The sequence below is a fragment of the Streptomyces liangshanensis genome (assembly GCF_011694815.1).
Lineage (GTDB): Bacteria > Actinomycetota > Actinomycetes > Streptomycetales > Streptomycetaceae > Streptomyces > Streptomyces liangshanensis.
In genome coordinates this window covers 3,834,957-3,860,865 of the sequence record NZ_CP050177.1, presented here as the reverse complement: position 1 = coordinate 3,860,865, position 25,909 = coordinate 3,834,957, and the positions used below count along the sequence as shown (strand labels likewise).

Here is a 25,909-nt window from a genome sequence, read left to right as displayed (position 1 = left end):
CCGTGGCATCCGTCACGGCCCGAATCGCGAAGACTGGACGAAAGACGATGCATCGGTACAGGTCCCACACCTGCGGCGAGCTCCGCGCCTCTGACGTCGGCACCGACGTCCGGCTGAGCGGCTGGCTGCACAATCGCCGAGACCTGGGCGGCATCCTCTTCATCGATCTGAGGGACCACTACGGTCTGGTCCAGCTCGTCGCCCGGCCCGGCACCGCCGCGAACGAGGAGCTGTCCAAGCTCACGAAGGAGACCGTCGTCCGCATCGACGGGACGGTCTCGGCCCGCGGCGCGGAGAACGTGAACCCGGACCTCGCCACCGGCGAGATCGAGATCGAGGTCTCGGAGGTCGAGATCCTGGGCGCGGCCGGCCCGCTGCCCTTCACGATCAACACCGAGGACGGCGTCAACGAGGAGCGGCGCCTCGAGTACCGCTTCCTCGACCTGCGCCGCGAGCGCATGCACCGCAACATCATGCTGCGGACGGCCGTCATCTCCGCGATCCGGCACAAGATGACCGCGCTCGGCTTCAACGAGATGGCCACGCCGATCCTCACCGCGGCCTCCCCCGAGGGCGCCCGCGACTTCGTCGTGCCCTCCCGGCTGAACCCCGGCAAGTTCTACGCGCTGCCCCAGGCCCCGCAGCAGTTCAAGCAGCTGCTGATGGTCTCCGGCTTCGACCGCTACTTCCAGATCGCGCCCTGCTTCCGCGACGAGGACGCCCGCGCCGACCGCTCGCCGGGCGAGTTCTACCAGCTCGACGTCGAGATGAGCTTCGTCGAGCAGGAGGACGTCTTCCAGCCGATCGAGAAGCTCATGACCGAGCTGTTCACCGAGTTCGGCGAGGGCCGCGAGGTCACCTCCCCCTTCCCGCGGATCCCGTTCCGCGAGTCGATGGTCAAGTACGGCAACGACAAGCCCGACCTGCGCGCCAAGCTGGAGCTCAGCGACATCTCGGACGTCTTCGAGGACTCCGACTTCAAGGCGTTCGCCGGCAAGCACGTGCGCGCCCTGCCGGTGCCGGACACGGCCGGCCAGTCGCGGAAGTTCTTCGACGGCCTCGGCGACTTCGCCGTGGGCCTCGGCGCCAAGGGCCTGGCCTGGGTGCGGGTCGGTGACGACGGCGCGCTGAGCGGCCCGATCGCCAAGTTCCTCACCGAGGACAACGTCAAGGTCCTCACCGAGCGCCTTTCCCTCGCCCCCGGCCACGCGATCTTCTTCGGCGCGGGCGAGTTCGGCGAGGTCTCCAAGATCATGAGCGCGGTCCGCGTCGAGGCCGCCAAGCGCGCCGGGCACTTCGAGGAAGGCGTCTTCCGGTTCTGCTGGGTCGTCGACTTCCCGATGTACGAGAAGGACGAGGAGACCGGGAAGATCGACTTCTCGCACAACCCGTTCTCGATGCCCCAGGGCGGCCTGTCCGACCTGGAGACGAAGGACCCGCTGGACATCCTGGCCTGGCAGTACGACATCGTCTGCAACGGCATCGAGCTGTCGTCCGGCGCGATCCGGAACCACGAGCCCGAGCTGATGATCAAGGCCTTCGAGATCGCCGGTTACGACCGCGAGACCGTCGAGCACGAGTTCGCGGGCATGCTCCGCGCGTTCCGCCTGGGCGCCCCGCCGCACGGCGGCATCGCCCCGGGCATCGACCGCATCGTGATGCTGCTCGCGGACGAGCCGAACATCCGCGAGACGATCGCCTTCCCGCTCAACGGCAACGCCCAGGACCTGATGATGGGCGCGCCGACCGAGCTGGACGAGTCGCGGCTGCGGGAGCTGAACGTGGCACTGCGCAAGCCGGTCGCGAAGACCGAGGCGAAGGCGGGCGCCAAGCCGGACGCCAAGACGGGCGAGTAGCGGCGGTCCGCACACCACGGGAGGGGCCAGGAACCGGTACCGGTTCCTGGCCCCTCCTCGTGTACGCGCGGTGTGTACTCTCCGGTCGCCTATGGTGACCCAGAGTGCCGGACGATCCCGGTGTCGATGCACCTTTGTCCTTCTCCGCAGACCACGGTAGGCGAAATGAGACGACCGTCCCCTTCTTCGCGTGCGCGTCACCGATCTTCGCGTCACCGCTCCTCACCCACGCGCCCTTCGCGCCTGCGTTCCTGCCCGGCGTTCCTCGTCGCCGCGCTGCTGCTCACCGGGTGCGCGTCGCTCGCTCCCGACCGGGGTGACTCCCGCGGCGCGGGCCCGGTGGAGGCCGTGGCGGCGGGCGGGCCGCCCGGGCAGCGGGCCGCCGCCGAGCACCGGGGGGTGGACGCGGCCCGGGCGCTCGTACCGGCGGAGATCCCCGGCCTCGGCCCCGAGACCCGCGCCGACCTCCCCGAGGACAGCAACCAGGCCGTCGTCGCGACCGGCCGCTCCCGGAACTCCAACCGCACGACCGTCGTCGTCTACGAACGCGACCCCGTGACGGGCTGGCAGGTGGCGGCGGGCCCGTGGCCCGCCCACAACGGGCTGCGGGGCTGGACCGACGACCACGACGCGGGCGACCGCCGCTCGCCGATCGGGGTGTTCGGCCTCACGGACGCGGGCGGCGAGCTGCGCGACCCGGGGGCGAGACTCCCGTACGACCGCTCCTCGGACTACGCGATCTCCGGCACCGGCTTCGAGGACGAGCCGCTGGCCGGGTCCTTCGACTACGTCGTCGCCATCAACTACAACCGCCGCCCCGGCCACACCCCCCGCCACCTGGGCCGCCCCCTCGGCGAGGAGAAGGGCGGTGGCATCTGGATCCACGTGGACCACGGCGGCCCCACCCAGGGCTGCGTCTCGGTGGCCCGCCCGCGGATGAAGGAACTGCTGCGCCTGCTGGACCCGGGGAAGCGACCGGTGGTCGTGATGGGGGACAGGGCTTCGCTGGCCCGGTGAGCCCGGGTCGGCGCGGGCTGCGTCGGTACGGAGGCGGGCGTACGGGGCGGGGCGAGGGGCCCGTACCTCCAGGTGCGCGGGCCGGGCGCGACGGGCGCGGGACGCCGCGCCGGGCCTCGCGCCTACGCGCGCGCAGCGCCTCGCCCCCCGCGCGTCTACGCGGGCTTTTCCTCCAGGCGGGGGAACAGGGGCGCGCCCTTCGTCACCGTCGTGCCGGCCGCGAGGCGCCCCCAGTCCGCCGCGTCCCGGACCCGCTGGTCCGCGAGCGCGCCCAGCGACTCCGCCGCGCCGAGCGACTCCCACAGCTTCCGCGAGGAGTCCGGCATCACCGGGTGGAGCAGGACGGCGATCCCGCGCAGCGCCTCGGCGGCCGTGTACAGGATCGTCGCCAGACGGGCCCGCCCGGCCTCCGACGTGTCCTTGGCGACCTTCCAGGGCTCCTGCTCGGTCAGATAGCCGTTGACCTGCCGGACGAAGTCGAAGACCGCGGCGATACCGCCCGCGAAGTCCAGCTCGTCGCCGATCCTGCGGTCCGCCGCGGCGACCGCCCCGGCCAGCCCGTCCCGTACGGCCCGCTCGGCGTCGCCCGCCGCGGTGGCCTCCGGCAGCGCGCCGCCGAAGTACCTGCCGACCATCGCGGCCACGCGCGACGCGAGGTTGCCGTAGTCGTTTGCCAGCTCGGACGTGTAGCGGGCGCCGAAGTCCTCCCAGGAGAACGAGCCGTCCTGGCCGAAGGCCACCGCCCGCAGGAAGTACCAGCGGTAGGCGTCCACGCCGAAGTGCGACGTGAGGTCCTGCGGCTTGATGCCGGTCAGGTTCGACTTCGACATCTTCTCGCCGCCGACCATCAGCCATCCGTTGGCGGCGATCTTCCCGGGCACGGGCAGGCCCTGCGCCATCAGCATCGCGGGCCAGATGATCGCGTGGAAGCGCAGGATGTCCTTGCCGACGAGGTGGACGTCGGCGGGGAAGGTGGAGTCGAACCTGTCCTGGTCGGCGCCGTACCCGACGGCCGTCGCGTAGTTCAGCAGCGCGTCGATCCACACGTAGATGACGTGCTTCTCGTCCCACGGCACCGGGACGCCCCAGTCGAAGGTCGAGCGGGAGATCGAGAGGTCCTGGAGGCCCTGCCGGACGAAGTTCACGACCTCGTTGCGGGCGGACTCCGGCTGGACGAAGCCGGGGTTGGCCTCGTAGTGGGCGAGGAGCTTCGGGCCCCAGGCGCTGAGCTTGAAGAAGTAGTTCTCCTCCTTGAGCATCTCCACCGGGGTCTTGTGGATGGCGCACAGCAGGACGCCGGCGTCGCCCTCGATCAGGTCGCCGGGGAGCTTGTACTCCTCGCAGCTCACGCAGTACGGGCCCTCGTAGCCGCCCTTGTAGATCTCGTCCTTGTCGTACAGGTCCTGCACGAACTCCCGGACCCGGTCCGTGTGCCGCTTCTCCGTCGTACGGATGAAGTCGTCGTTCGCGATGCCGAGGTGCTCCCAGAGGGGCTTCCAGGCCTCCTCGACGAGCTGGTCGCACCAGGCCTGCGGGGTGACGCCGTTCGCCTCCGCGGTGCGCATGATCTTCTGGCCGTGCTCGTCCGTGCCGGTGAGGAACCACACCTTCTCGCCGCGCTGGCGGTGCCAGCGGGTGAGCACGTCCCCCGCGACGGTGGTGTAGGCGTGGCCCAGGTGAGGAGCGTCGTTGACGTAGTAGATGGGGGTGGTGACGTAGAACGCCTTCCCACTCCGCTCTTCGTGCTCTTCCTGCTCTTCGGAACCGGTGACCGCCATGTCCGAAATGGTATCGGGCGGCCGGTGGCGGGCACGCGTTCGTGAAACGGCCCCCGGCCACGCGCGGGGACGCGTGGCCGGGGGCCGGGAGGTGGTGCTGTGCTTTCCGTGGGCTCCGGGTTACGGCTGCGAGGGCTTCCAGCCGGCGAGGAGGTCGCGGTAGAGGTCGGCGTCCGGGACCTCGCGGGGGGTGGGGCCCGCGTGGGTGAACCCGACGTTGTCGAGCCCCAGCTTGCGCAGGAAGTCGAACGCCTTGGAGTCGTGCTCCCCGAAGGCGACGAACGCCCAGTACAGGGGCTTGCCGGCCGCGTCCACGAGCGCCTGGCGGGCGGGCTGCTTGGCGTCGGGGGCGCCGTCGGTCTGGAACACGACGAGGGCGGGGTCCTTCGTGCCGGACGCCTCGTAGTGCGCGACGACCTCTTCGACGGCGCGGTGGTAGCTGGTACGGCCGAGGCGTCCGAGGCTCGCGTGGGTCTCGTTCACGACGTTCTCGTACGAGGCGGGGGTGAGGTCGGCGGTGCCGTCGATGTCGGTGGAGAAGAAGACGGTGTGGACGGTGACGTCCGCGTCGCCGAGGTGGGCGGCGAGGGCGAGGGTCTGCTCGCCGAGGTGCTGGGCGCTGCCGTCCTTGTAGAACGGCCGCATCGACCCGGACCGGTCGAGCACGAGATACACGACGGCCCGCGCGCCCACCAGCCCCCGCTCCCGAAGCGCGTCGCCGGCGGCGGCGTGGTGGGGGGTGGCGACGGCGGGCGTCGCGGTGACCGGGGAGTCTGCCTTGGCGGGGGTGGCGACGGCGGGCGTCGCGGTGACCGGGGAGTCCGCCTTGGCGGGGGTGGCCTCAGCGGTGTGGGGTGCGGCGACCGGCTCGTTTGCGGCGTCTGCGGGCTCGCTGTCCACGGCGGGCGTGACCTCGGTGGTGCCGGCGGCGACGGCCTCGGCGGGGGTGTCCGCCTTGGCGGCCGGGGCTGCGGGCTCGGGGGTGGTGTCAGCGGTGTGAGGTGTGGCGTCTGCGGGTTCGCTGTCCGGGGCGGGGGCGATGGCTTCGGCGGGGGCCGTGGCGGTGTTGCTGTCGGCGACGGGGGTGGCTTCGGCCTCGGGCGTCGGCTCAGGGGTTGCGGTGGTGTCGAGGGGCTCGGCGACCGGGACGTCGGTCTCGGTGACAGCCTCGGTGGCGGGGTCGGTCGTCTGCTCGGGGGCCGTGGTGGTGTCGGTGGCGGCGACCGGGTCGGCGGGGTTGTCCGCCGGGGTGGTGACGGGGGGCGTCGCGGTGTCGGCCGTTGATACGACGGGCTCGGCGTTGGCGTCCGGGACGGCCGAGAGCTCGGTGGTGCCGGTTGCCGCGACCGCGTCGGCGGGGGTGTCTGCGGGCACGTCGGCCGCCGGGGCGAGCAGCTCGCTCGCGACGGGCGCGTCGTCCGTCGTGTCGGCCGCCGGGGCGGCCGGCTCGGGCTCGGGCTGGGGGCCGGGGGTCTCGACGTCCTGGTCCGTGGCCGGGGTCGGTTCGTCAGCGGCCTTGGCCTCGGGCGTCGTTACGGCCTCGGGCTCCGCCGGGACCGCTTCGGCGGCGAGGTTGTCGGGGTCCGGGGTCGCGGCCTCCGCCTCGGCGGGGCTCTTGGCGTCCTCCGGGGCGACCGAACTCGGGGTCGCCGCCTCGGTGTCGGCCGCCGGGGCGACGCCCTCGGCCAGCGGCGCCGACTCGGCCTCGGCGACCGGCGCGACCGGCTCGGCCACCTGATCGCCGTCGTTCGGCGCCTCGGCCACCGGCGCGTCCGCCACGGGGGCGTCGTCGCTCGGCGTGACCGGCTCCGCTGCCGCCTCGGTGGGCTGTTGCGCCGACTTCTGGGCCGGGACGGTCGGGGTGGGCTGGGCTTCCTGGGGGCGCGTCGCCTGGGGCGGGACGGTTCGTTCCGGCTTCGGGGGACGGGGGTTGTCGAACGCCGCCGCCACCAGTTCCGCCGCCGCGTCCTCCGGCGACTGCGCCGAGCGCGCGGGCGAGGGCACCGCCGTCGAGGCCTGGGCCGCCACCGACGCGGTCACGGGCTCCGGCGCGGACACCGCTTCCGTACGGTCGGCCTGGGGCGGGACGGACGCCGCCGGCGACTCCTCGCGCTCCTCCGCACGGTCGCGTCCGAACACTTTGCGCAGCAAGCTCCGAATGCCCATGAGCGAGGCCTTTCACATGAGTTGGGTGCGTGCCGCCCCCGGGAAAGCGGCATCCCTGGCCAGGGCGGATACGTAAGGTTAACGGCCACGCCCGGCGATCTTCGGCAGGGGCGGCCGGGCGTCGGGCGCACGTCGGCGGGCGATGGCGCGCGACGCGACCCCGTGACGCGACCCCGCGCCGACCGTACGAGGCCGACCGACGCCCCCGTACCCCGCACGACCCCACGCCCCACGGCCCCCGGACCCCCACGCCTCCCGCGCCCCCCGAGCCCCCGCCGACCCCACGCACCCCCCATGACACACCCGTGGCACCCCCATGGGTCCGCCATGGCCACCCGTACGCCCCTCGTTCATCTCCCCTTTACCGCCCCGCCTCCACCCTGCTGGCCGCCGCCCCTAGCGTCGGGCGTCGGGACATCCCGACAACCTGTCGGTGGTGTCGGTCATGCCGGCGCCGCGGGGGCGCCGGAGAATGCACCACCGGAGGGGTACACGTGCGCACATTCCTGCCGATGCTCAGCTCACACCCGGGCGGGCGCTCCGCCCTCACCTGCCGCTACCGCTGCGGCGACGCCTGCTTCCACGAGGTCCCCAACAAGAGCGACAACGAGTACCTCGGCGACGTCATCGCCGGTGCGCTGTCGAGACGTTCCCTCGTGCGCGCCGCCGCCGTCGTGACCGTCGCCGCCGCCACGGGCACCGCCCTCGCCGCCGGCCCCGGTGACGTCCCGGCCTCCGCCGCCGTCGCCACCGGCGGCACCGGCGGCAAGGGACACGGCCACACCCCGGCCCCCGACGGCGCGCGCGGCCTCCGGTTCACCCCGGTCGCGCCCAACGTCGCCGACCAGGTCACCGTCCCCGCCGGCTACAGCCAGCACGTCGTCATCCGCTGGGGCGAGCCCATCCTGCGCGGCGCCCCCGCCTTCGACCCCGACAGGCAGACGGCGAAGGCCCAGGCCGGCCAGTTCGGCTACAACAACGACTTCCTCAGCCTGCTCCCGCTCAAGAGCGAGCGCGGCCGCCAGGTCCTCGTGGCCAACCACGAGTACACCGACGAGATCCTGATGTTCAAGGGCTACAGCGCCGCCGCCCCCACCCGCGAGCAGGTCGAGATCGCCTGGGCCGCGCACGGCCTGTCCGTCGTCGTGGTCGAGGAGGACCGCGGCAGCGGCAAGCTCACCGCCGTCACCCGCCACCAGCTCAACCGCCGCCTCACCGCGACCAGCGAGTTCCGCCTCACCGGACCGGCCGCGGGCAGCGCCCTGCTCCGTACCTCCGCGGACCGCACGGGCACCAAGGTCCTCGGCACGCTCAACAACTGCGCCGGCGGCACCACCCCGTGGGGCACCACGCTGCACGGCGAGGAGAACTTCAACCAGTACTTCGCCAACGCCTCCAGCACCACCGACCTGCGGTACGGCATCGGCACCGGCGCCACCGAGCGCAAGTGGGAGCTGTTCGACAAGCGCTTCGACGTCAAGCAGGAGCCCAACGAGCCGCACCGCTTCGGCTGGGTCGTCGAGCTGGACCCGTACGACCCGGAGTCCACCCCGCGCAAGCGCACCGCGCTCGGCCGCTTCAAGCACGAGGCCGCGCAGCCGCGCCTGACGGCCGACGGCCGCCCCGTCGTCTACATGGGCGACGACGAACGCTTCGACTACTTCTACAAGTTCGTCTCCTCCAAGCGCATGCGCAAGGGCGGCAGCCGCGCCGACCACGCGTACAACCTGACGCTCCTGGACGAGGGCACGCTGTACGTCGCCAAGCTCACCGGCGACTCCCCGGCGGGCGAGTTCGACGGTACGGGCAAGCTCCCCGCGGACGGCGAGTTCGACGGCTCCGGCGTGTGGATCCCCCTCGCCACCGGCGACGTCTCGCACGTCCCCGGCATGACCGCCGAGGAGGTGTACGTCTTCACGCGCCTCGCGGGCGACAAGGTCGGCGCCACCAAGATGGACCGCCCCGAGGACGTCGAGCCGTCGCCGCGCACCGGCCGCGTCTACATCGCGCTGACCAACAACACCGACCGCGGCAAGGCGGGCAAGGCGGGCGCCGACGAGGCCAACCCCCGCAACGCCAACAAGCACGGCCAGATCCTGGAGCTGGCGGAGAACTGGGACGACCCGGCGGGCGACGGCTTCGCGTGGCGGCTCTTCCTGGTCGCGGGCGACCCGAAGGACCCGGCGACGTACTTCGCGGGCTTCCCCAAGGACAAGGTCAGCCCGATCTCCTGCCCCGACAACGTCGCGTTCGACCCGCACGGCAACCTGTGGATCTCGACGGACGGCAACGCGCTCGGCACGCACGACGGCCTGTTCGGCGTCGCGACGCAGGGCGAACGGCGCGGTGAGCTGAAGCAGTTCCTGACCATGCCGAACGGCGCCGAGACGTGCGGGCCGATCGTCCAGGACCGCCGCGTCCTGGTCGCCGTGCAGCACCCGGGCGAGATCGACGGCGCGACCGTCGAGAAGCCCGCGAGCGCGTGGCCGGACGGACCGGGCAGGATCGTCCGTCCCTCGGTGGTCGCCGTGTGGCGCAAGGACGGCCGCGACATCGGCGTCTGAGCCGCGGGACCCGCCTGACCGCCCCGGGGTGGCGCCGACTCGGACCGGCGCCACCCCGGACTCACGGGCGAGCACCCGCTCCCCGTAGCTCAGCCCTCCAGCCGCGCCGCCCTGAACGCCGTGAACTGTTCCGCCGCGTCCCCCGTGTACGACCACGGCACCCGCGCCGCCCGCGAGCCCAGCAGCGCGAACAGCGCCCGCGCCTCGCCGTCCAGGCCCGCGTAACACGCCGCGTGCGTCAGGTAGTTCAGCTCCCCCACCTCCTCCGGCACCACAGGCCCCGCCGCCCGCCCGCCGATCCACCGCTCGAAGGTCCTGCGCACCTCGGTCACCGCCAGCTCGTGGTGCCAGTGCTGGCCGAAGTCCCGCACCGGCCGCCGCCCCCGCGCCGCCTCCGCCACGTGGCGGAACTCCTCCACCCGCGCGATCTGCACCAGCACCGACAGCGAGGACCCCGGCGGCGCCGCGCCCGCCGCGTCGCGCGCGAAGTCGTACATCCGGCCGTGCGTGCCGTGCCACCGCGCGGAGAAGTACCGCAGCAGCTGCACATGACCCTCCATGTTGTACGGGTCGCGCCGCCGCATCTCGTCCCACCAGCGCCGCAGTTCGCCCTGCGTGATCCCGCCCTCGTACAGCCGGGCGACCGTCAGCAGCGAGACCCAGGGCATCGGGTCGGCCGGGCTGGCGTCGGCCGCGTCCAGGCAGGTCGTGACCGCCCCGTCCAGCCGCGCCTGGTCGATCCCGACGCCGCGGCCCGCCGCGATCGCGTGGTTGAAGACCCGTACCACCTCGGTCGCCGCCCGCAGCACCGCCGCGTCCGGGCTCCCGGGCTCCGCCGCCCGCCAGGTCTCCACGGCCGAGCTGCCGGCCGCCGCGTGGGACAGGATCCGCAGGCGGTGCGTCCGGCGCGGCCAGTCGGTGCCCGTGGCGCGCAGGAGGTCGCGTACCCCCTGCCAGCGCCCGATGACGATGTCCTGGCGCGCCTCGGTGAGCGGCAGGTCGCCGAAGTCCGGGTCGAAGTCGGGCGCGCCCGGCCTTCCCGCCGCACGGCCCTTGCCCGCGGCGCGGCCCCCGGGGGCGCGGTGACGGCGTTCCGCCATGGCAGCAGCCCCGTCCCCGTCAGAAGTCGGTCGACAGGGACTCGCCGGTCCGGTCGGACCGGTCGGCGGTGGCGGCGTCGGAGTAGGGCGCGTACGGCGCGTACGGCGCGTACGAGGTGTACGGATCGTGGTGGTCGTCGGGCATCCGCGCCGCCGCGTCCAGCTTCGCGGGCCGGTAGTACGAACTGCCCTTGTGCCAGTACCAGAACATCGGCACCAGGCCCGCGGCGAGCCCGCCGACCCCGATGGCGATCGCGGTCGCGGTCAACTCGCCCAGCGACTCGTAGAAGATCCAGAACATGAAGAGCGCGCCGAACAGCGGCCACAGCACGCCGAGGAAGAAGTCGCCGGCGGAGCGGAACATCACCTTGCGGTACGCGACGACCGCCGCGATCCCCGCCAGGCCGTAGTAGACGGCGATCTGGAGCGAGATGGCGGTGACGGCGTCGGAGAGGATCTCGGTGACCGACCCCAGCGCGCTCGCCGCCGCGAGCAGCCCGAACGCCACCGTCCCGACGGCGGCGATGGCCACCCAGGGGGTGTTCCACCTGCGGTGGACCCGGCCGAGCGCGGACGGCATCGTACGGTCGCGGCCCATCGCGAACAGCGAGCGGGTGACCTGGATGAGGGTCGTCTCCAGCGTCGCGACGGTGGACAGCATCACGGCCACGATCAGCAGCTTGCCGCCGATGCCCGGCCAGATGGCCTCGCCGAGGATGCCGAGGACGTTGGCGCTGCCCGCCATGATCTGGTCCTCGGTGAGGATGACGTTGACGGCGATCGTGAACGCCTCGAAGAGCAGGAAGACGACGCCCATGCCGACGAGGGCGGCGAGCCCGGCGGTCCTGCGGCTGTTGCGGGTCTCCTCGCTGAGGTTGCTGGTGACGTCCCAGCCCCAGTAGTAGAAGGCGGCGACGAGCGCGCCCGAGGCGAAGCCGGAGGCGCCGTCGAAGTGGCCGAAGCCCAGCCAGGACCAGTCGAAGGCGACGGCGGAGCCGTGGTGGGCGAGGGCGGCCAGGACGAACAGCAGGAGCAGGGTCAGCTCCACCCCGGACAGCAGGAGCTGGGCCCGTACGGTGAGCCGGGCGCCGCCCAGCACCACCAGCAGCATGATCAGGAACCAGCCGCCGCCGACCAGCAGCGCGAGGCCCGTGTTCGTGGCGAGGCCGGTGTCGAAGAGCGCCAGCGTCATCGCGCCGGCGGGCAGCGAACCGGCCACCATGAAGATCGTGGCGGACACGACGAGCGCCCAGCCGGAGAGGAAGCCGAGCGCGGGGTGGAGGGTGCGGCCGACCCAGGAGTACGCGGCGCCCGCGTTGGCGTCGAGCCGGCCGAGGCGGCCGTACGCGAGGACGATGCCGAGCATGGGTATCGCGCAGTACAGGAGCGCGGCGGGCGCGGCGAGTCCGACGGAGGCGACGAGGACGGCGGTGGTGGCGGCGAGCGAGTAGGCGGGCGCGCTGCCCGCGACGGCCATCACGATGGTGTCGAACGTACCGAGGACATTGGGCTGGAGCCCTCTGCCGGAGTTGCTGCGCATGGCGTTCACTGCTTCCGGGAGTGCGTCGTGCCGCGGTGGGAGACCCCCGTGTCCTGCGCGTCCTTCTGTGGCACGACATGTGTCGGCATGTCAGAAACAGATCTTTTTCGGCGGGTCGGTCCGGCCGCGAAAAAGGAAGGTGGAGCGCATCGTAGTCGCGAGTGCGCGGTGAGGTGCCACGGATGGGGGGATGGTCCTGGTCTCGCTACCCTTGGGGTATGGCTTCTGAGGCTGAGGGACCGGACGGCGCGGGGTTCGTGGGGGGCGCGGGCGGCGAGGGCTCGGCGCGGGCGGACACCTGGATCTGGTCGGTACGGCTCACCAAGACCCGCTCCCAGGCCGCGGCGGCGTGCCGGGCGGGCCACGTCCGCGTGAACGGCGAGCGCGTGAAGCCGGCGCACGCGGTGAAGCAGGGCGACGAGGTACGGCTCCGCTTCGCGGGGCGGGACCGGGTGGTGGTGGTGTCGCGCGTGGTGCGGAAGCGGGTGGGGGCGCCGGTGGCGGTGCAGTGCTTCGTGGACAACAGTCCGCCGCCGCCCCCGAAGGAGTTCACGGCCCCGATCGCGACCCGCGACCGCGGCGCGGGCCGCCCCACCAAACGAGAACGCCGAGACCTGACCCGCCTCCAGGGCCACTGACCCCCTCCCGCAGGGTGTCCTCAATCGCCGGACGGGCTTGGTTGTGCGCGCGGCTCAAAGACGTCCTCAATCGCCGGACGGGCTTGATGATGCCGCTGCGGCCGGATCCCATCCGCAGGTTGTCGCCGGGGGCAAGACAAATCAAGCCCGTCCGGCGATTGAGGACATCGGTAAGCCGCGCCCGCGCACCGGACGTCACTCAAAGTCACCCTTGTTGGACGGAAAGTAAAACCCGTCGCCGAAGGGAAGGTCCCCTTCATGAACCTCGACGGCACCCCCCACCCCACCGACGACCACTCCCTCACCTTCCGCTTCCCGCGCCACCCCCGCAGCGTCCCGCGGGCGCGGGACGCGTTGCGGGCATGTGCGGGGCTCACCGGAGACACCGCCGCCGTCGCCGCGCTCCTCCTCTCCGAGCTCGTCACCAACGCCCTGCGCCACGGCAGCCCGCCCGGGCGGCAGATCGCCGTCACCCTCCACCGCGCGGAGGGCCTGCTCCGGCTGGAGGTCGAGGACGCCGGCGACCGGCTTCCCCGCCCCCGTACCGCGGAACCCGACCTGGACGACGAGTGCGGAAGAGGCCTCGCGCTCGTCGCCGCGCTGGCCGACGACTGGGGGGTGGCTCCCCGCCGAGGCCCCGGCAAGTGCGTGTGGGTCTCCCTGAAGGTCACGGACGAGCCTCAGGACAAGGGCGACGCGCCCCTCACATGACCCGCGCCCCCGGCGACGCGATCGCCTTCGCCGCCCGCAGTTCCTGCCGCAGCGCCGCCAGCACACTCCCCTCCTCGGCGCCGTCGCCGGACTCCCCCCGTACCTCCACCAGCACCTCGCTCGACCGCAGGCGCTCCGCCATGTCCGTCAACTGGTCCGCGATATCCGCCGTCTCCGCCGGGGCCGGCGCGGGGGCGCCGTACGAGACGCGCACCCGCGCCGCTGTCGTCGCGTCGACGATCCGCTCCGTCGCGACGACCAGCGGCCACCAGGCCGCCGCGCGCCTGCCGATGGGCGGCGGTTCGGTCAGCGCGCGCTGGAACTCCGTGCGCACGGTCGACAGGTCGCGGTAGATACGCCGACGCGTCCGCTCCACCTCCGCCTGGTCGGCGGCCGCCGTCACCTCAGCCGCGCCACCCGCGCCGCCCGCGCCCCCAGCGCCCCCCGCGCCGAACGCGCGTCTCACGTACTCCGCCGTCTCCTCCACCGCGTCCGCCAGCCGGTGGCCGACGCGGGTGTGCCAGCTCTCCGGCCACAGCAGGTACCCCGCGACCAGTGCGATCGCGCACCCGATCAGACTGTCCACCAGCCGGGGCGCCACGAGGTCGAAACCCTCGTGGTTGAGGACGTCGGAGATCAGCAGGATCACGGGCGTGATGGCCGCCGTCTGGAACGCGTACCCCTTCGCAGACACCGCCGGGATGATCGGCGCCAGCAGCGCGACGACCAGGACGTCCCACCAGCCGACCGGGACCTCCGCCAGCACCACCCCCGCCACGACCAGCCCCACCGCCGTCCCCAGCGCGCGCAGCACCGCCCGCGAGAAGACCGAACCGAAGTCGGGCTTCAGCACGAAGGTGACGGTCAGCGCGACCCAGTAGGACCGCTGCACCGGGATCACCGCCACCAGCGTCTGCGCCAGGCCGATGCAGAGCGCGAGGCGCAGCCCGTACCGCCAGGACGCCTCGGAGAGGAGGACGTCGCGGGTCGCGCGGCGGACGCGGACGGAGAGTGCGGCGGGGCGGCCCAGCCGGTCGTTCAGGTGCGTCGGGTCGACGTCCGCCTCGCCCACCACCGACGCCACGTACCGCAGCGCGGTGTCGACGGCCCGGTCGGACGCGGTACGCGGCGGCGGCAGGTCCGGTTCGCCTTCGCCGGTACGGCCTTCGGCGACGACGTCCGCCAGGTGCCGCAGGGCGGCCGTCACCTCGGGCGACGGTCGCCGGTCGCGCAGGGAGGCCGCCTCGACCAGCGGGATGATCACGTTGAGCTGCGCCAGCAGCCGTACGAGCGGTGCGCGCCACCCGTGGTCGGAGGCGCGGCGGGCGAGCAGCATGTCGTACGCGTGGTTCAGGGCGAGGGTGACGGCCCGGCGGCGGCGGTCGAACTCGCTGTCCGGCGCGGCGGAGGCCTCCAGCAGGTCGGCGGTGGCGCGGTACGTCCGCGCCACGGCCGCGCGCTCCGGTACGCCGGCCCGGAACGGCCATGCCAGCAGCGAGAGCAGCAGGACGAACAGCCCGCCGAGCGCGATCAGCAGCGGCGCCTTCCACCACGGCTCGGGCAGCGGCAGCCCGGCCCCGACGACCGCGTTGAGCAGGAGGAGCAGCCCGCCGAACGAGGCCACCGCGCCGATCGACGAGATCATGCCCGAGACGAGCGCGACGAGGGCCAGGACGCCGACCGCCGCCCACTCCTGCCCGAAGACGAGCGTGCCGAGCGTGACGCCGATCGCGGCGAAGACCTGCGGGACCGCCACGTGCAGGACCCGCATGCGGTACGCGTCGGCGGTGTCGCTGAGGATGCCGTTCAGGGCGCCGAGCGCGAAGAGCGCGCCGTACGCGTGCTGGTCCGTGGCGAAGCCGACCGCCAGGGGCGCGGCGAGGGCGACGGACGCGCGGGCGACCGCGGGCCAGCGGATCGGGGCGGGCTGGGGGCGCAGGTTGTCGAGCAGCCAGGCGGGCGGGGAGAGGCGCGCCGCCGCGGCGGCGGCCCGGCGCCGGGCGACGGCACCGGGGTGGCGGGACGGCCGTGGCGACGGGCGCGGGGACGGGTGCCGCGACGGGCGCCGGGACTTCGGGTTCTCTCCCATGGCGGACAGCTTCGCCTATCGCCGCGCGGGTCCGGGGACGCCCTGCCCCCGCACGCCTACCCCTGGTACCCCTCCACCTCGCTCGCCGGCCGCACCGCCGCGTCGTCCGGGTTCTCGCCGTACTCCGACTTGGCGCGGCGCTGGCGCAGCAGGTCCCAGCACTGGTCGAGCTGGACCTCGACCGAGCGGAGCCGCTCGCGGTCCTCGGCGCCGAGGCCCAGGTGGTCGGTCGAGCGGTCGCGCAGCGCGCGTTCCTCCGCCACCAGCTCGTTGATGTTCCGGAAGATCTGGTTGTCGCCGCTCTTGTCGCCGCTGGTCTCGCCGCTGTTGTCGTTGCTCCGCGGGGTGCTCATGACCACTCCCTCTGCTCTTCCGCCGGACCGGCTTCCCGGCTTCGATCCTCGCAATCCCTGACGACAAGCGCACCTCGGTGCGCTTTATTTCGCCCCCGCCTCCCCGTGCAGCTCCAGGCTCACCAGCAGCGACCGGTGGTCGGTGTCCGCGAGGTCCAGGAAGCGGGCGTCCCGTACCGAGAAGTCGTCGCTGACCAGCACGTGGTCGATCTGCGCGCCCAGCGGCCGCGGCGCGGCCGACGGCCAGGACGGGGTACGGCCCGCGCCGCCCAGCGCCGCGCTGTCGAGCAGCCCGCCCGCGTCGAGGACGTCCCGGAACGCGGCGTGGTCGCGGGTGGCGTTGAAGTCGCCCGCCAGGATGACGGGCCCCTCCCGGTGGCCGGCGGCGTACGCGCGGACGCGGCCCAGCTCCTCCCGCCAGTCGTCGACCCCGCCGGGGACGGGCGGCAGGGGGTGGGCGAGCTGGAGTCCGACCGTACGGCCGCCGATGCGCGCCTCGGAGCCGGGCATGGCGAGCGTGCCGTCGATGCCGTCCGTGTCCGTGAGCGGGAAGACGGAGTAGATCGCGGATCCCTCGGCGCCGCTCGCCTCCACGACGTGGCGGTACGGGTACGCCGAGCGCGGGATCCGGGTGTCCAGCAGCCGCGCGCAGACGAACTCGCACTCCTGGACGAAGACCAGGTCGGGCCTCTCGCGGCGGATCGCGCCGATCAGCCCGAGGGTCGCCTGCCCGAACTCGACGTTCGAGGTGAGCACTTCCACCCGGGCGAGCGCGGGACCGCGCGGCCCGAAGGCGCCGGCGTCGTACGGCCGGACGAACCACCCCGTGGCGGCCAGCAGCACCAGCGCCCAGACCACGCCGGCGCGCCAGCGCAGCAGGGCGGTGAGCAGGAGGGCGGCCGCGGCGGGGGCGAGGAGCCAGGGGAGGAAGGCGAGGAGCTGCGGTACGGGGGTGACGGCGTCGGCGCCGACGGCGCGGCAGGCCACGAGCAGGGTCGCGGCGGCGAGGAAGAGCGCGCCGGCCCCGATCAGGAGGCGTTGGTGGGCGGGGCGCGCGGTCGGCGGCGCGGGGGAGGGGCGGACGGGCTGGTGCGGGACGACGGTGTCGTTGCCCGTGCTGTCCAAGGGGCCGGCCTCTCGCTCGGTGGGGCGTGCCATGCCGTACCGCGTACCGGGCACGCATACAGGGACAGTAGCCAAGAGGCTGCTGTCCCCAGGTATGCCCGTAGTGATGGTCTGTCGGTTGACGGTGGATCAGTGGTACGGCTCCGAGGCCTCACCGGCTCCGGGCCGTCACCTGGTCTGAGGTGATGTCACCCGGTCCGTGGTCAGTGCCCAGATGATGAACGCCGACAGCGCCATGCCCACGACCGCCCAGACCGGCTGGTAGAAGAGGAACATGAACTGGGCGACGAGGTTCACCATCGCCAGTCCGATCCCGGTGTAGCGCGCGATCCTCGACCCGGCGAGTATGCCGAGGCCGACCACCGCGACCAGGATGCCGAGCCCGACGTGGATCCAGCCCCAGGCGTCCAGGTTGAACGCGTAGGCGTAACCGGACACGCCGTTCAGGATGTTGTCGGACCTGATCGCCACGACGCCCTGGAGGATCTCCGTGGCGCCCGCGACGAGCATCAGGATGCCCGCGAAGAAGCTTCCGCCGACCCAGCGGCTGGCCGTCCTTCCCGCGTGGATACCGGTGCCTGCTCCGGTCCCGGTACCCATGCCAGTTCCGTTGCTCGCGCTCGATCCGTTGCCCATGCCCGTGTGGGGGGGCCTGTGTGCTGTGTTCTGGCTCATATCCCCACCATGCGCCAAATGGCTCAAAAGGGAAATTTGGGACGAAGGGATCGAAATAAAGATTAAGTAAAGCGCCCGGTGGAGCGGGGTACGGGACGGCCCCGGCGGAGCCGTCCGAGCAGCCAGCAGACGGCCGCCAGCGCGAGCCCCGCGGCGAGGACGGCCCAGGACGTCGTCCGGAGCGAGGAGGTCAGCGCGTCGTACACGGCGGCGGCCGCCGCCCGGTCTCCGTCGTCCGGCAGGCCGTCCAGCGTGAACCCCCGGGCCGCCCCGACGGCGAGGAACAGCAGCAACCCGCCCGCCGCGAACCCGGTACCGGTCACCACCAGCCCCCGGCGGGCCCGGCGCCCCCGCCCCTCCCGGCGCCGGAACGCGGCCCCCGCCACCGCCAGTCCCGCGACCACCACGGTCCCGACGGCCGGCCAGATCCCCGCGGTCCGCAGCCCCTGCGCCACATCGCGCCGGCCGCCGAGGCCGTCGGCCTTGAGGACGGTGATCTCCGTGTGCCGTACGGGGATCCGGTCGGCGAACGGCACCCCGTCGTCCCGCAGTTGGCGCTTCACCTGGTCCGTGACGGGCGCCAGGTCGAGGGTCACCGCCTTGTCGGTGTCCTCGGTGAGGACCTGGTTCGCGGCGGACTGCGCGGCCACGCTCGCCGTCCGCCACGCGGCGCGGAAGGAGGCGGTGGTGGTGAAGGACCGCACGGCGTCGTGGAGCAGGTCCCGTACCTCCCCCTCCAGCGGACCCACGTCGAGCTGACGCATCGCCTGCTCGGTGATGCGGTCGGCGACCGCGTCCTGCACCGGCGGGTCGGAGGCGAGCGGCGCCATCGTCGCGACGAACCGGTCGCGGTCGCCGATCTCCAGCTCGGACCAGGCGGCGAGCGCGCTCAGCGGGACGAGCAGCGTCAGCAGGACGACCAGCGCGGCGGCGGAGGTGGCGGCGAGGGCGGTGGAGAGAGGGGTCGAGGGGGCGGTGGGGAGGGCGGGGCGGGTATGGGAGGAAAGGGTCCGCACGTCTCAAGGGAACGCGGCGGGGCGGGGCGGCGCGAGCGGGGCGCCGCCGACTCAGTGAGGGGCGGCGGGGCCGGTACGGGGATCGGTGTCCTCCGGGCCGCGGGCCGGGGTGGCCGGGGTGCCGCCCGACGGGCAGCCGAGGTCCGGGTCCAGGGCGTGCAGCAGGCGGTGGCTGATGTCGCGCAGCTGGTCGAGCTGCTCCGGCTCCAGGGCGTCGACGACCAGGGACCGTACGGCCTCGACGTGCCCGGGAGCGGTGGCGACGACCTTGTCCCAGCCGGCGTCGGTCAGGACGGCGTTGGTGTAGCGCCCGTCCGCCGCGCAGGGCTCCCGGCGCAGGTAGCCGCGCTTCTCCAGGCGCTTGACCACGTGGGAGAGCCGGGAGAGCGAGCCGTTGGCGAGGATCGCGAGCGTGGACATGCGCCGGGTCCTGTTCTCGGACTCGGAGAGGGCGGCGAGCACCACGTACTCGAACTGGTTCAGCCCCGCGTCCTGCGTCAGCTGGCTGTCGAGCGCGGCCGGCAGCTTCAGGAGCATGCCGCTGAAGGCCTTCCAGGCGGAGAGCTGGTGGTCGTCCAGCCAGCGCGTCCCGCCCTGCCCGTCCTGTCCCTGGCTCGCGTCGTCCATGGATCGAGCGTACCGGATCACTTGACGCTTCAAGTGATCCGTTCTACGGTCACGCATGGCTTGACTTGAAGCTTCAAGTCACTGTGTCCCGCTCCCCCTCCTGTCGTCAGGAAGTCCCCCATGAACATCACCCTGTGGATCGTCGCCTCGCTCCTCGCCCTCCTCTTCCTCGCCTCGGGCGCGGGCAAGGCGCTCCAGCCCAAACCGAAGGTCGTGGAGAGCAGCGGCGCCTGGGCCGAGGACTTCTCGCCCGCCGCGCTCAAGTTCATCGGCGTGGTCGAGGTGCTCGGCGCGCTCGGGCTGATACTCCCGGCCGCCCTCGACATCGCGCCCGTCCTGGTGCCGCTCGCCGCCACCGGCCTCGCGGTGGTCATGGCGATCGCGGCCGTCGTGCACGGCAGGCGCGCGGAGACCCGGCACGTCGTCTTCAACGTCGTCCTGGTGATCGTGGCGGCGCTGGTGGCGTGGGGCAGGTTCGGCCCGTACTCCTTCTGACCCGTACTCCTTCTGAGTTGCCGGTCCCCGGCCGCTGGTGTGCCCTGGAGAGGTGGGGGTGTGTGAGGGAAGGAGCCTCCTGCCATGGCACACGCTGCAATCCGCACGCGGCCGCACGTCTCCCTACGGGGCTGGCGGGTGCCGTTGCTCTTCGGCGCCGCGTACGGCATCTACACGCAGTTCATCGCCCGCAGCGGAGGAGCCGCCAACTTCGGCCAGCTGGCCCTGGCGCTGGCCTCCGGGCTGGCCCTGACCGTACTGATCTACGGTCTGCTGCGGATCCAGCACGCGCTGCCCCGCGAACTGCGCGCGGGCGCCTGGGGCGTGCTGGTCGGCGGGGCGATGGGCTTCCTGTACAGCCTGACCCAGCACAGCATCCTGCTGTCGTCGGTGATCGGGCTGGTGCTGGGGGTCAGTACGACGCTGGTCACGTTCTACGCGTTCTACATGCGGGAGCCATGACGCTCCCCGAAGTCCGGAGAAACTGCCCGCGGCCCGCCAGATGAGTTCTGGCGGGCCGCGGGGTCTTCACCAGTACCTGAGAAGTAGGAAGTGCGTGAGACAAGGCGGCCAAGGCGGACCAAGGCCGTCAGGACCGACAAGGACTGGTGATGACAACAGATCTCGCGATCGAGACCCGGGGGCTGGTGAAGGTCTTCGGCGGGCACCGCGCCGTGGACGGCATCGACCTCGCCGTGCCGGCGGGCACGGTCTACGGGGTCCTCGGACCGAACGGCGCGGGCAAGACGACCGCCGTGAAGATGCTCGCCACGCTGCTGCGGCCCGACGGCGGCGAGGCGCGGGTCTTCGGCAAGGACGTGGTGCGGGACGCGGACGCGGTACGGGGCCGGGTCAGCCTCACCGGGCAGTACGCCTCGGTGGACGAGGACCTGACCGGCACCGAGAACCTGGTGCTGCTGGCGCGCCTCCTCGGCCACGGGAAGGCGGCCGCGCGGGCGCGGGCGGGGCGGATGCTGGAGGCGTTCGGGCTGACCGGGGCGGCGGGGAAGCAGGTCAAGCAGTACTCGGGCGGTATGCGGCGCCGTGTCGACATCGCCGCGTCCATCCTCAACACGCCGGACCTGCTGTTCCTGGACGAGCCGACGACCGGGCTCGACCCGCGCAGCCGTAACCAGGTGTGGGACATCGTGCGGGCGGTGGTCGCGCAGGGCACGACGGTCCTGCTGACGACCCAGTACCTGGACGAGGCGGACCAGTTGGCGTCCCGTATCGCCGTGATCGACCACGGGAAGGTGATCGCGGAGGGGACGAAGGGCGAGCTGAAGGCGTCCGTCGGCGCGGGCTCGGTCCATCTGCGGCTGCGGGACCCGGAGCACAGGCCGGAGGCGGAGCGGCTGCTGACGCGCGCGCTCGACGCGGTCGTCCAGCTCGACCCCGACCCGGTCGCCCTGACCGCCGCCGTCACGGCGCGCGGCGAACAGGGCGCGGCGGAGGGGGCGGCGCGGGCGCTGGGGGAGCTGGCGCGGGCCGGGATCACCGTGGACACCTTCTCGCTGGGGCAGCCGACGCTGGACGAGGTGTTCCTGGCCCTCACGGACAAGCCGCTCGACGTCACGAAGGAGGGGGCGACGGCATGACCACCGGCACCGAGGCGGCGAACGCCGACGCGAACGACATCGAACTGACCCTGGCCACCCCCAAGCGGGAGGATCTCGCCGCCCTGCTGGTCGACAAGGACCGCCCGCCGCGCCCCGGCGCGCTCTCCGCGTCGCTGACCTTCGGCTGGCGGGCGATGCTCAAGATCAAGCACGTACCGGAACAGCTCTTCGACGTGACGGCCTTCCCGATCATGATGGTGCTGATGTACGCGTACCTCTTCGGGGGCGCGCTCGCCGGTTCCGTCTCGGCGTACATCCAGTTCCTGCTGCCGGGCATCCTGGTGATGAGCGTCGTGATGATCACGATGTACACGGGCGTCGCGGTCAACACGGACATCGAGAAGGGCGTCTTCGACCGCTTCCGTACGCTCCCCATCTGGCGCCCCGCGCCCATGGTCGGCTACCTGCTGGGCGACCTGGTCCGCTACGTGATCGCGTCGCTGGTGATGCTCGCGGTCGGCATGGTCATCGGCTACCGCCCGCACGGGGGACCGCTGGGCATCCTCGCGGGCCTGGCGGTGCTGCTGGTCTTCGCGTTCTCGTTCTCGTGGCTCTGGACGATGTTCGGCCTGCTCCTGCGCAGCGAGAAGTCCGTCATGGGCGTCAGCATGATGGTGATCTTCCCGCTGACGTTCCTCAGCAACGTCTTCGTCGACCCGAAGACCATGCCGGGCTGGCTCCAGGCCTTCGTCGACAACAGCCCGGTGAGCCACGTGGCGACGGCGGTACGCGAACTGATGGCGGGCAACTGGCCCGCGGCCCACATCGGATGGTCCCTGGGCTGGTCGGCGGCCCTGCTGACGATCTTCGGCGCGGTGACGATGCACCTGTACAACCAAAAGTGACACACCACCCCAGCCCGCCCCCGCTCACCTCCACTTGACCTTCCTCCCCGGGGAAGCACCAGCATCGGCGGGGCCGGGCGGAGAGCCCGGCACGAGGAGGGAACATGCCGGACGACGACGAGCCCGACGACGAGCGGACGAGTGGTGCCGGGCCCCGGCGCGGCTTGACGATCGGCGCCTTCGCCCGCGCGTCCCGGCTGTCGGCGAAGGCGCTGCGCCGCTACGACGAGCTGGGCCTGCTGCGACCGGCTCGCGTCGACCCGTACACCGGCTACCGGTACTACGACGAGACGCAGTTGGAGCGGGCCCGGCTGGTCGCGTGGCTGCGGCGGGTCGGGATGCCGCTGGCCCGGATCCGGCACGTGTGCGATCTCCGGGGAACGGACGCGGTCGCGGCCGGGCGGGAGATCGAGGCGTACTGGGCGCGGGTGGAGTACGAGACCGCCGCGCGCCGGGATCTGGCGACCTTCCTCGTCGACCATCTGACGCTGTCGGGGGATCGGCCTCCGGCGGGAAAGGGCGTTGAAGCGATGGAGCACACGAATCGTTCACCGGGCATGCTCGGGATCCGTTACGCGTCCCGGTCCGACCGGGGTCTGGTGCGGCCGACCAACCAGGACACGGCGTACGCGGACGACGGGCTGCTGGCGGTGGCCGACGGGTACGGCGCGGAGGGGGCGCGGGCCAGTTCGGCGGCCGTGGAGGCACTGCGGTCGGTCGCGATCGAGGGCGGCGACCTGCTCAACGCGCTGACGGAGGGGGTGGTACGGGCGAACGCGGCGGTGGGCGCGGTGGCCGGTGCCTCCGGTACGACGCTCACCGCGATGCTGTGGACCGGGTCGCAACTGGCGCTGGTGCACATCGGGGACACCCGCGCGTACCTGGCGCGGAACGGCGCGTTCTTCCGCATCACGCACGACCACACGGTGGTGCAGTCGCTGATCGACGGGGGTGCCCTCACGGCCGAGGAGGCGGAGTCGCATCCGCAACGGTCGATGCTGCTGCGTTCCCTGGACGGTACGGAGGAGCCGGTCCGCCCGGAACTGCGCCTCCACGACGCACGGGAGGGTGACCGCTACCTGCTCTGCTCGGACGGCCTGTCGACGGTGGTCCCGCCGGAAGAGGTACGCCGCGTCGTGACCGCCGAGACACCCCCGGAGGACGCGGTCACGGAACTCCTGACCCTGGCCCAAGAGGCAGGCGCCCCGGACAACGTGGCCTGCGTGGTGGCAGACGTCGTGCACCTACTGGCGTAGCCCCGTGTGTCCTCAATCGCCGGACGGGCTTGAAGCGGTCGGCCATTCAAGCCTGCCCGGCGATTGAGGGCACCCCCGCCGGCGCCGGCGTCAGCCTTGTTCGCCGCGTACCACCACTACCGGCGACTTCGCGTGCTGCGTCACATGCAGGCTCACCGACCCCAGCAACGTAGCCGTGAACCCGCTGTACCCCCGCTCCCCCACCACCAGCAGAGCAGCCCCCTCCGACGCGTCGATCAGCACCTGCGCCGCCGGCCCGTTCACCACGCGCCGCTCGACCGCCCCCGCCACCGCCGCGTCCAGGTTCTTGTCCAGCGTCTCGTCGAGTATCTGGCGCGCCAGCGCCTCGGGGTCGAACTCCGCCGGAGTGCCCGGCATCATCGCGGCCCACCCGGTCGCCGGGTACTCCCACCCGATCAGCGCCGTCACCCGGTCGCCGGTCAGCTCCGCCTGGCGTACCGCCCAGTGCAGGGCCTTCAAGGACGGCTCCGAGCCGTCGACGCCGACGACGATCCCGCTGGTGGTGCTCATGTCGTTCTCCTACCGGTTGATCGCTCCACTGGCTCGCGTCGGATCCGCGAGGAGCTGCTCGAACGGCACCACCTCGTCGGCCTCCGCATCCGCATCGACATCAGCGTCCGCGGAGTCCTCCGCATTCCGCCCCGAAGCGGCCATCCGCCCCGAAGCGCCCGCCCGAGGCGCCGCGGCCCCCGCCAGCACCCCCGCCAACTCCGCCCCCGCCCGCTCGATCCGGGCGGACAGCCCGCCCCCGTACGTGTCCGCGCCCGTCCCCCAGTCGTCCGTCGCCGCGAAGACCGCCGTCGGCAGCGTCAGCGTCCGCAGGTACGAGAACAGCGGCCGCATCGCGTGCTCCACGACCAGCGAGTGCCGCGCCGTCCCACCGGTCGCCGCCAGCAGGACCGGCGTCCCCCGCAGCGCGTCGGGCTCCACCAGGTCGAAGAAGGACTTGAAGAGCCCGCTGTACGACCCCGCGAACACCGGCGTCACCGTGATCAGGGCGTCCGCCCCGGTCACCGCCTCCAGCGCGGCCCGCAGCGCGGGCGACGGGAAGCCGGTGACCAGGTTGTTCGCGATGTCGACGGCCAGATCGCGCAGTTCGACGACCGTGACCTCCGCCTTGACGTCGAGGGACGTCAGCTCCGACGTGGCCGACTCCGCCAGCCGGTCCGCGAGCAGACGCGTCGAGGACGGCTTGCTCAACCCGGCCGACACGGCGACGATCCGCAACGGCTCCCGCGTACCCACATGCGCTCCCATGGTCAGACCTCCGAGCTGGTACGAGCACCGAGCGCCGCCCCCGCCGCCGGATGCACCGGCCCGTCCGGGACCTCCGCCGGCCGGTTCCTGGCGAACTCCGCCCGCAGCACCGGCACGACCTCCTCGCCCAGCAGGTCGAGCTGCTCCAGCACCGTCTTCAGCGGCAGCCCCGCGTGGTCCATCAGGAACAACTGGCGCTGGTAGTCACCGAAGGACTCCCGGAACGTCAGCGTCTTCTCGATGACCTCCTGCGGACTCCCCACGGTCAGCGGCGTCTGCTCGGTGAACTCCTCCAGCGACGGGCCGTGCCCGTAGACCGGCGCGTTGTCGAAGTACGGCCGGAACTCCCGTACCGCGTCCTGCGAGTTCTTCCGGATGAACGCCTGCCCGCCGAGACCGACCATCGCCTGCTCCGGCGTGCCGTGCCCGTAGTGCGCGTACCGCTTCCGGTAGAGGCGGATCAGCTTCTGGTAGTGCTCCTTGGGCCAGAAGATGTTGTTGGCGAAGAAGCCGTCTCCGTAGTACGCGGCCTGTTCGGCGATCTCGGGCGAGCGGATCGACCCGTGCCAGACGAACGGCGGCGTGCCGTCCAGCGGCCGGGGCGTGGCCGTGAACCCCTGGAGGGGCGTACGGAACTTGCCCTCCCAGTCCACGACGTCCTCCCGCCACAGCTTGTGCAGCAGCGCGTACTTCTCGATGGCGAGCGGGATGCCCTGGCGGATGTCCTCGCCGAACCACGGGTAGACCGGGCCGGTGTTGCCACGCCCCATCATCAGGTCCACCCGCCCGTCGGCCAGGTGCTGGAGCATCGCGAAGTCCTCCGCGATCTTCACCGGGTCGTTGGTGGTGATGAGGGTGGTGGACGTGGAGAGGATCAGCCGCTCGGTGGTGGCCGCGATGTAGCCGAGCATGGTCGTCGGCGAGGAGGGGACGAAGGGCGGGTTGTGGTGTTCCCCCGTCGCGAAGACGTCGAGCCCGACCTCCTCCGCCTTCCGCGCGATGGTGACCATCGCCTTGATCCGCTCGTGCTCGCTCGGTGTCCGTCCGGTGGTCGGGTCGGGCGTGACGTCGCCGACCGTGAAGATCCCGAACTGCATCGTGCTCACCTCTCGCTGGTAGCCAGTGCCGTAGCCGGTGGTCGGTGGCTCTGGGTAGACGCTC

At 72.5% G+C, this 25,909-nt stretch carries 23 protein-coding genes; 10 read left to right on the top strand and 13 right to left on the bottom strand.

The features are described 5' to 3' along the window. Nucleotides 1–47: 47 nt before the first annotated feature. Both aspS and HA039_RS16615 read left to right on the top strand, forming a co-directional pair. Nucleotides 48–1,856: an aspartate--tRNA ligase gene (gene aspS, locus HA039_RS16620; protein WP_167030183.1), complete on the top strand. Its 1,809-nt coding sequence runs from the start codon at nt 48–50 to the stop codon at nt 1,854–1,856. A gap of 165 nt (nt 1,857–2,021) precedes the next feature. After that, a complete protein-coding gene (locus HA039_RS16615; protein WP_167030179.1) occupies nt 2,022–2,873 on the top strand; it encodes a L,D-transpeptidase family protein in 852 nt (283 codons plus the stop codon). A gap of 155 nt (nt 2,874–3,028) precedes the next feature. Here HA039_RS16615 and metG read toward each other — a convergent pair whose 3' ends face one another. Together metG and HA039_RS16605 are read right to left on the bottom strand one after the other, a co-directional pair. After that, entirely contained in the window at nt 3,029–4,651 is a 1,623-nt protein-coding gene (gene metG, locus HA039_RS16610) for a methionine--tRNA ligase (RefSeq protein ID WP_167030176.1), read from the bottom strand. Nucleotides 4,652–4,771: 120 nt separating this feature from the next. Further along, the gene (locus HA039_RS16605; RefSeq protein ID WP_167030172.1) at nt 4,772–6,817 is read right to left on the bottom strand and encodes a VWA domain-containing protein; all 2,046 of its coding nucleotides are present in this window, start codon (nt 6,815–6,817) and stop codon (nt 4,772–4,774) included. Nucleotides 6,818–7,311: 494 nt separating this feature from the next. Between HA039_RS16605 and HA039_RS16600 the strand changes: the two genes are divergently transcribed. After that, a complete protein-coding gene (locus HA039_RS16600; protein WP_167030169.1) occupies nt 7,312–9,381 on the top strand; it encodes a PhoX family protein in 2,070 nt (689 codons plus the stop codon). A gap of 89 nt (nt 9,382–9,470) precedes the next feature. Here the strand turns inward: HA039_RS16600 and HA039_RS16595 are convergent, their stop codons facing one another. Continuing rightward, nucleotides 9,471–10,481: a hypothetical protein gene (locus HA039_RS16595; RefSeq protein WP_243869509.1), complete on the bottom strand. Its 1,011-nt coding sequence runs from the start codon at nt 10,479–10,481 to the stop codon at nt 9,471–9,473. Nucleotides 10,482–10,500: 19 nt separating this feature from the next. Continuing rightward, the gene (locus tag HA039_RS16590) at nt 10,501–12,021 is read right to left on the bottom strand and encodes an APC family permease (protein WP_167030166.1); all 1,521 of its coding nucleotides are present in this window, start codon (nt 12,019–12,021) and stop codon (nt 10,501–10,503) included. A gap of 218 nt (nt 12,022–12,239) precedes the next feature. Between HA039_RS16590 and HA039_RS16585 the strand changes: the two genes are divergently transcribed. After that, a complete protein-coding gene (locus HA039_RS16585) occupies nt 12,240–12,659 on the top strand; it encodes an RNA-binding S4 domain-containing protein (protein WP_167030163.1) in 420 nt (139 codons plus the stop codon). Between the two features lie 258 nt (nt 12,660–12,917). Beyond that, nucleotides 12,918–13,370, top strand: a complete 453-nt coding sequence (locus HA039_RS16580; protein ID WP_167030160.1) for an ATP-binding protein — start codon at nt 12,918–12,920, stop codon at nt 13,368–13,370. On the opposite strand, the gene HA039_RS16575 is transcribed toward HA039_RS16580, so the two are convergent. The 6 genes from HA039_RS16575 to HA039_RS16550 all read right to left on the bottom strand — a co-directional run bounded on the left by HA039_RS16575 (nt 13,363) and on the right by HA039_RS16550 (nt 19,255). Beyond that, on the bottom strand, nt 13,363–15,459 hold the full coding sequence (locus HA039_RS16575) for an FUSC family protein (RefSeq protein ID WP_167030157.1): 2,097 nt from the start codon (nt 15,457–15,459) through the stop codon (nt 13,363–13,365). The genes HA039_RS16580 and HA039_RS16575 overlap by 8 nt on opposite strands. Nucleotides 15,460–15,515: 56 nt before the next feature. Further along, nucleotides 15,516–15,812 (bottom strand): DUF2630 family protein, encoded by a 297-nt coding sequence (locus tag HA039_RS16570; RefSeq protein ID WP_167030154.1) that lies wholly within the window; start codon nt 15,810–15,812, stop codon nt 15,516–15,518. An 84-nt stretch (nt 15,813–15,896) separates the two neighbouring features. Further along, nucleotides 15,897–16,970, bottom strand: a complete 1,074-nt coding sequence (locus HA039_RS16565) for an endonuclease/exonuclease/phosphatase family protein (protein ID WP_167030151.1) — start codon at nt 16,968–16,970, stop codon at nt 15,897–15,899. Nucleotides 16,971–17,105: 135 nt separating this feature from the next. After that, complete coding sequence (locus HA039_RS16560) at nt 17,106–17,537, bottom strand: DUF7144 family membrane protein (protein ID WP_243869507.1); 432 nt, start codon at nt 17,535–17,537, stop codon at nt 17,106–17,108. Nucleotides 17,538–17,674: 137 nt separating this feature from the next. Next, nucleotides 17,675–18,628: a hypothetical protein gene (locus HA039_RS16555; protein ID WP_279592840.1), complete on the bottom strand. Its 954-nt coding sequence runs from the start codon at nt 18,626–18,628 to the stop codon at nt 17,675–17,677. A gap of 51 nt (nt 18,629–18,679) precedes the next feature. Then, nucleotides 18,680–19,255 carry a MarR family winged helix-turn-helix transcriptional regulator gene (locus HA039_RS16550; RefSeq protein WP_167030142.1) on the bottom strand — a complete coding sequence of 192 codons (576 nt, stop codon included), beginning with the start codon at nt 19,253–19,255 and terminating at the stop codon, nt 18,680–18,682. A gap of 120 nt (nt 19,256–19,375) precedes the next feature. Between HA039_RS16550 and HA039_RS16545 the strand changes: the two genes are divergently transcribed. From HA039_RS16545 to HA039_RS16525, 5 genes are all read left to right on the top strand, one after another. Continuing rightward, nucleotides 19,376–19,750, top strand: a complete 375-nt coding sequence (locus HA039_RS16545) for a DoxX family protein (protein ID WP_167030140.1) — start codon at nt 19,376–19,378, stop codon at nt 19,748–19,750. An 84-nt stretch (nt 19,751–19,834) separates the two neighbouring features. Next, complete coding sequence (locus HA039_RS16540) at nt 19,835–20,212, top strand: hypothetical protein (RefSeq protein WP_167030138.1); 378 nt, start codon at nt 19,835–19,837, stop codon at nt 20,210–20,212. A 149-nt stretch (nt 20,213–20,361) separates the two neighbouring features. Next, nucleotides 20,362–21,348, top strand: a complete 987-nt coding sequence (locus HA039_RS16535; RefSeq protein ID WP_167030135.1) for an ATP-binding cassette domain-containing protein — start codon at nt 20,362–20,364, stop codon at nt 21,346–21,348. Beyond that, nucleotides 21,345–22,214, top strand: a complete 870-nt coding sequence (locus HA039_RS16530) for an ABC transporter permease (RefSeq protein ID WP_167030132.1) — start codon at nt 21,345–21,347, stop codon at nt 22,212–22,214. The genes HA039_RS16535 and HA039_RS16530 overlap by 4 nt, the downstream gene beginning before the upstream one ends. Nucleotides 22,215–22,318: 104 nt before the next feature. Then, nucleotides 22,319–23,470 (top strand): MerR family transcriptional regulator, encoded by a 1,152-nt coding sequence (locus tag HA039_RS16525; protein WP_167030130.1) that lies wholly within the window; start codon nt 22,319–22,321, stop codon nt 23,468–23,470. A gap of 90 nt (nt 23,471–23,560) precedes the next feature. Here HA039_RS16525 and HA039_RS16520 read toward each other — a convergent pair whose 3' ends face one another. The 3 genes from HA039_RS16520 to HA039_RS16510 are packed head-to-tail and all read right to left on the bottom strand — an operon-like array spanning nt 23,561 to nt 25,845. Next, nucleotides 23,561–24,001, bottom strand: a complete 441-nt coding sequence (locus HA039_RS16520; RefSeq protein ID WP_167030127.1) for a universal stress protein — start codon at nt 23,999–24,001, stop codon at nt 23,561–23,563. A 9-nt stretch (nt 24,002–24,010) separates the two neighbouring features. Beyond that, complete coding sequence (locus HA039_RS16515; RefSeq protein ID WP_167030124.1) at nt 24,011–24,748, bottom strand: FMN reductase; 738 nt, start codon at nt 24,746–24,748, stop codon at nt 24,011–24,013. Nucleotides 24,749–24,750: 2 nt separating this feature from the next. Then, the gene (locus tag HA039_RS16510) at nt 24,751–25,845 is read right to left on the bottom strand and encodes an LLM class flavin-dependent oxidoreductase (RefSeq protein WP_167036933.1); all 1,095 of its coding nucleotides are present in this window, start codon (nt 25,843–25,845) and stop codon (nt 24,751–24,753) included. Nucleotides 25,846–25,909: the final 64 nt, after the last annotated feature.

Bases quoted from the DNA above. Each gene is read 5' to 3' on its own strand.
- aspS (WP_167030183.1), top strand. From the start codon at position 48: ATGCATCGGTACAGGTCCCACACCTGCGGCGAGCTCCGCGCCTCTGAC.
- HA039_RS16615 (WP_167030179.1), top strand. From the start codon at position 2,022: ATGAGACGACCGTCCCCTTCTTCGCGTGCGCGTCACCGATCTTCGCGT.
- metG (WP_167030176.1), bottom strand. From the start codon at position 4,651: ATGGCGGTCACCGGTTCCGAAGAGCAGGAAGAGCACGAAGAGCGGAGT.
- HA039_RS16605 (WP_167030172.1), bottom strand. From the start codon at position 6,817: ATGGGCATTCGGAGCTTGCTGCGCAAAGTGTTCGGACGCGACCGTGCG.
- HA039_RS16595 (WP_243869509.1), bottom strand. From the start codon at position 10,481: ATGGCGGAACGCCGTCACCGCGCCCCCGGGGGCCGCGCCGCGGGCAAG.
- HA039_RS16590 (WP_167030166.1), bottom strand. From the start codon at position 12,021: ATGCGCAGCAACTCCGGCAGAGGGCTCCAGCCCAATGTCCTCGGTACG.
- HA039_RS16585 (WP_167030163.1), top strand. From the start codon at position 12,240: ATGGCTTCTGAGGCTGAGGGACCGGACGGCGCGGGGTTCGTGGGGGGC.
- HA039_RS16580 (WP_167030160.1), top strand. From the start codon at position 12,918: ATGAACCTCGACGGCACCCCCCACCCCACCGACGACCACTCCCTCACC.
- HA039_RS16575 (WP_167030157.1), bottom strand. From the start codon at position 15,459: ATGGGAGAGAACCCGAAGTCCCGGCGCCCGTCGCGGCACCCGTCCCCG.
- HA039_RS16570 (WP_167030154.1), bottom strand. From the start codon at position 15,812: ATGAGCACCCCGCGGAGCAACGACAACAGCGGCGAGACCAGCGGCGAC.
- HA039_RS16565 (WP_167030151.1), bottom strand. From the start codon at position 16,970: ATGGCACGCCCCACCGAGCGAGAGGCCGGCCCCTTGGACAGCACGGGC.
- HA039_RS16560 (WP_243869507.1), bottom strand. From the start codon at position 17,537: ATGGGTACCGGGACCGGAGCAGGCACCGGTATCCACGCGGGAAGGACG.
- HA039_RS16550 (WP_167030142.1), bottom strand. From the start codon at position 19,255: ATGGACGACGCGAGCCAGGGACAGGACGGGCAGGGCGGGACGCGCTGG.
- HA039_RS16545 (WP_167030140.1), top strand. From the start codon at position 19,376: ATGAACATCACCCTGTGGATCGTCGCCTCGCTCCTCGCCCTCCTCTTC.
- HA039_RS16540 (WP_167030138.1), top strand. From the start codon at position 19,835: ATGGCACACGCTGCAATCCGCACGCGGCCGCACGTCTCCCTACGGGGC.
- HA039_RS16535 (WP_167030135.1), top strand. From the start codon at position 20,362: ATGACAACAGATCTCGCGATCGAGACCCGGGGGCTGGTGAAGGTCTTC.
- HA039_RS16530 (WP_167030132.1), top strand. From the start codon at position 21,345: ATGACCACCGGCACCGAGGCGGCGAACGCCGACGCGAACGACATCGAA.
- HA039_RS16525 (WP_167030130.1), top strand. From the start codon at position 22,319: ATGCCGGACGACGACGAGCCCGACGACGAGCGGACGAGTGGTGCCGGG.
- HA039_RS16520 (WP_167030127.1), bottom strand. From the start codon at position 24,001: ATGAGCACCACCAGCGGGATCGTCGTCGGCGTCGACGGCTCGGAGCCG.
- HA039_RS16515 (WP_167030124.1), bottom strand. From the start codon at position 24,748: ATGGGAGCGCATGTGGGTACGCGGGAGCCGTTGCGGATCGTCGCCGTG.
- HA039_RS16510 (WP_167036933.1), bottom strand. From the start codon at position 25,845: ATGCAGTTCGGGATCTTCACGGTCGGCGACGTCACGCCCGACCCGACC.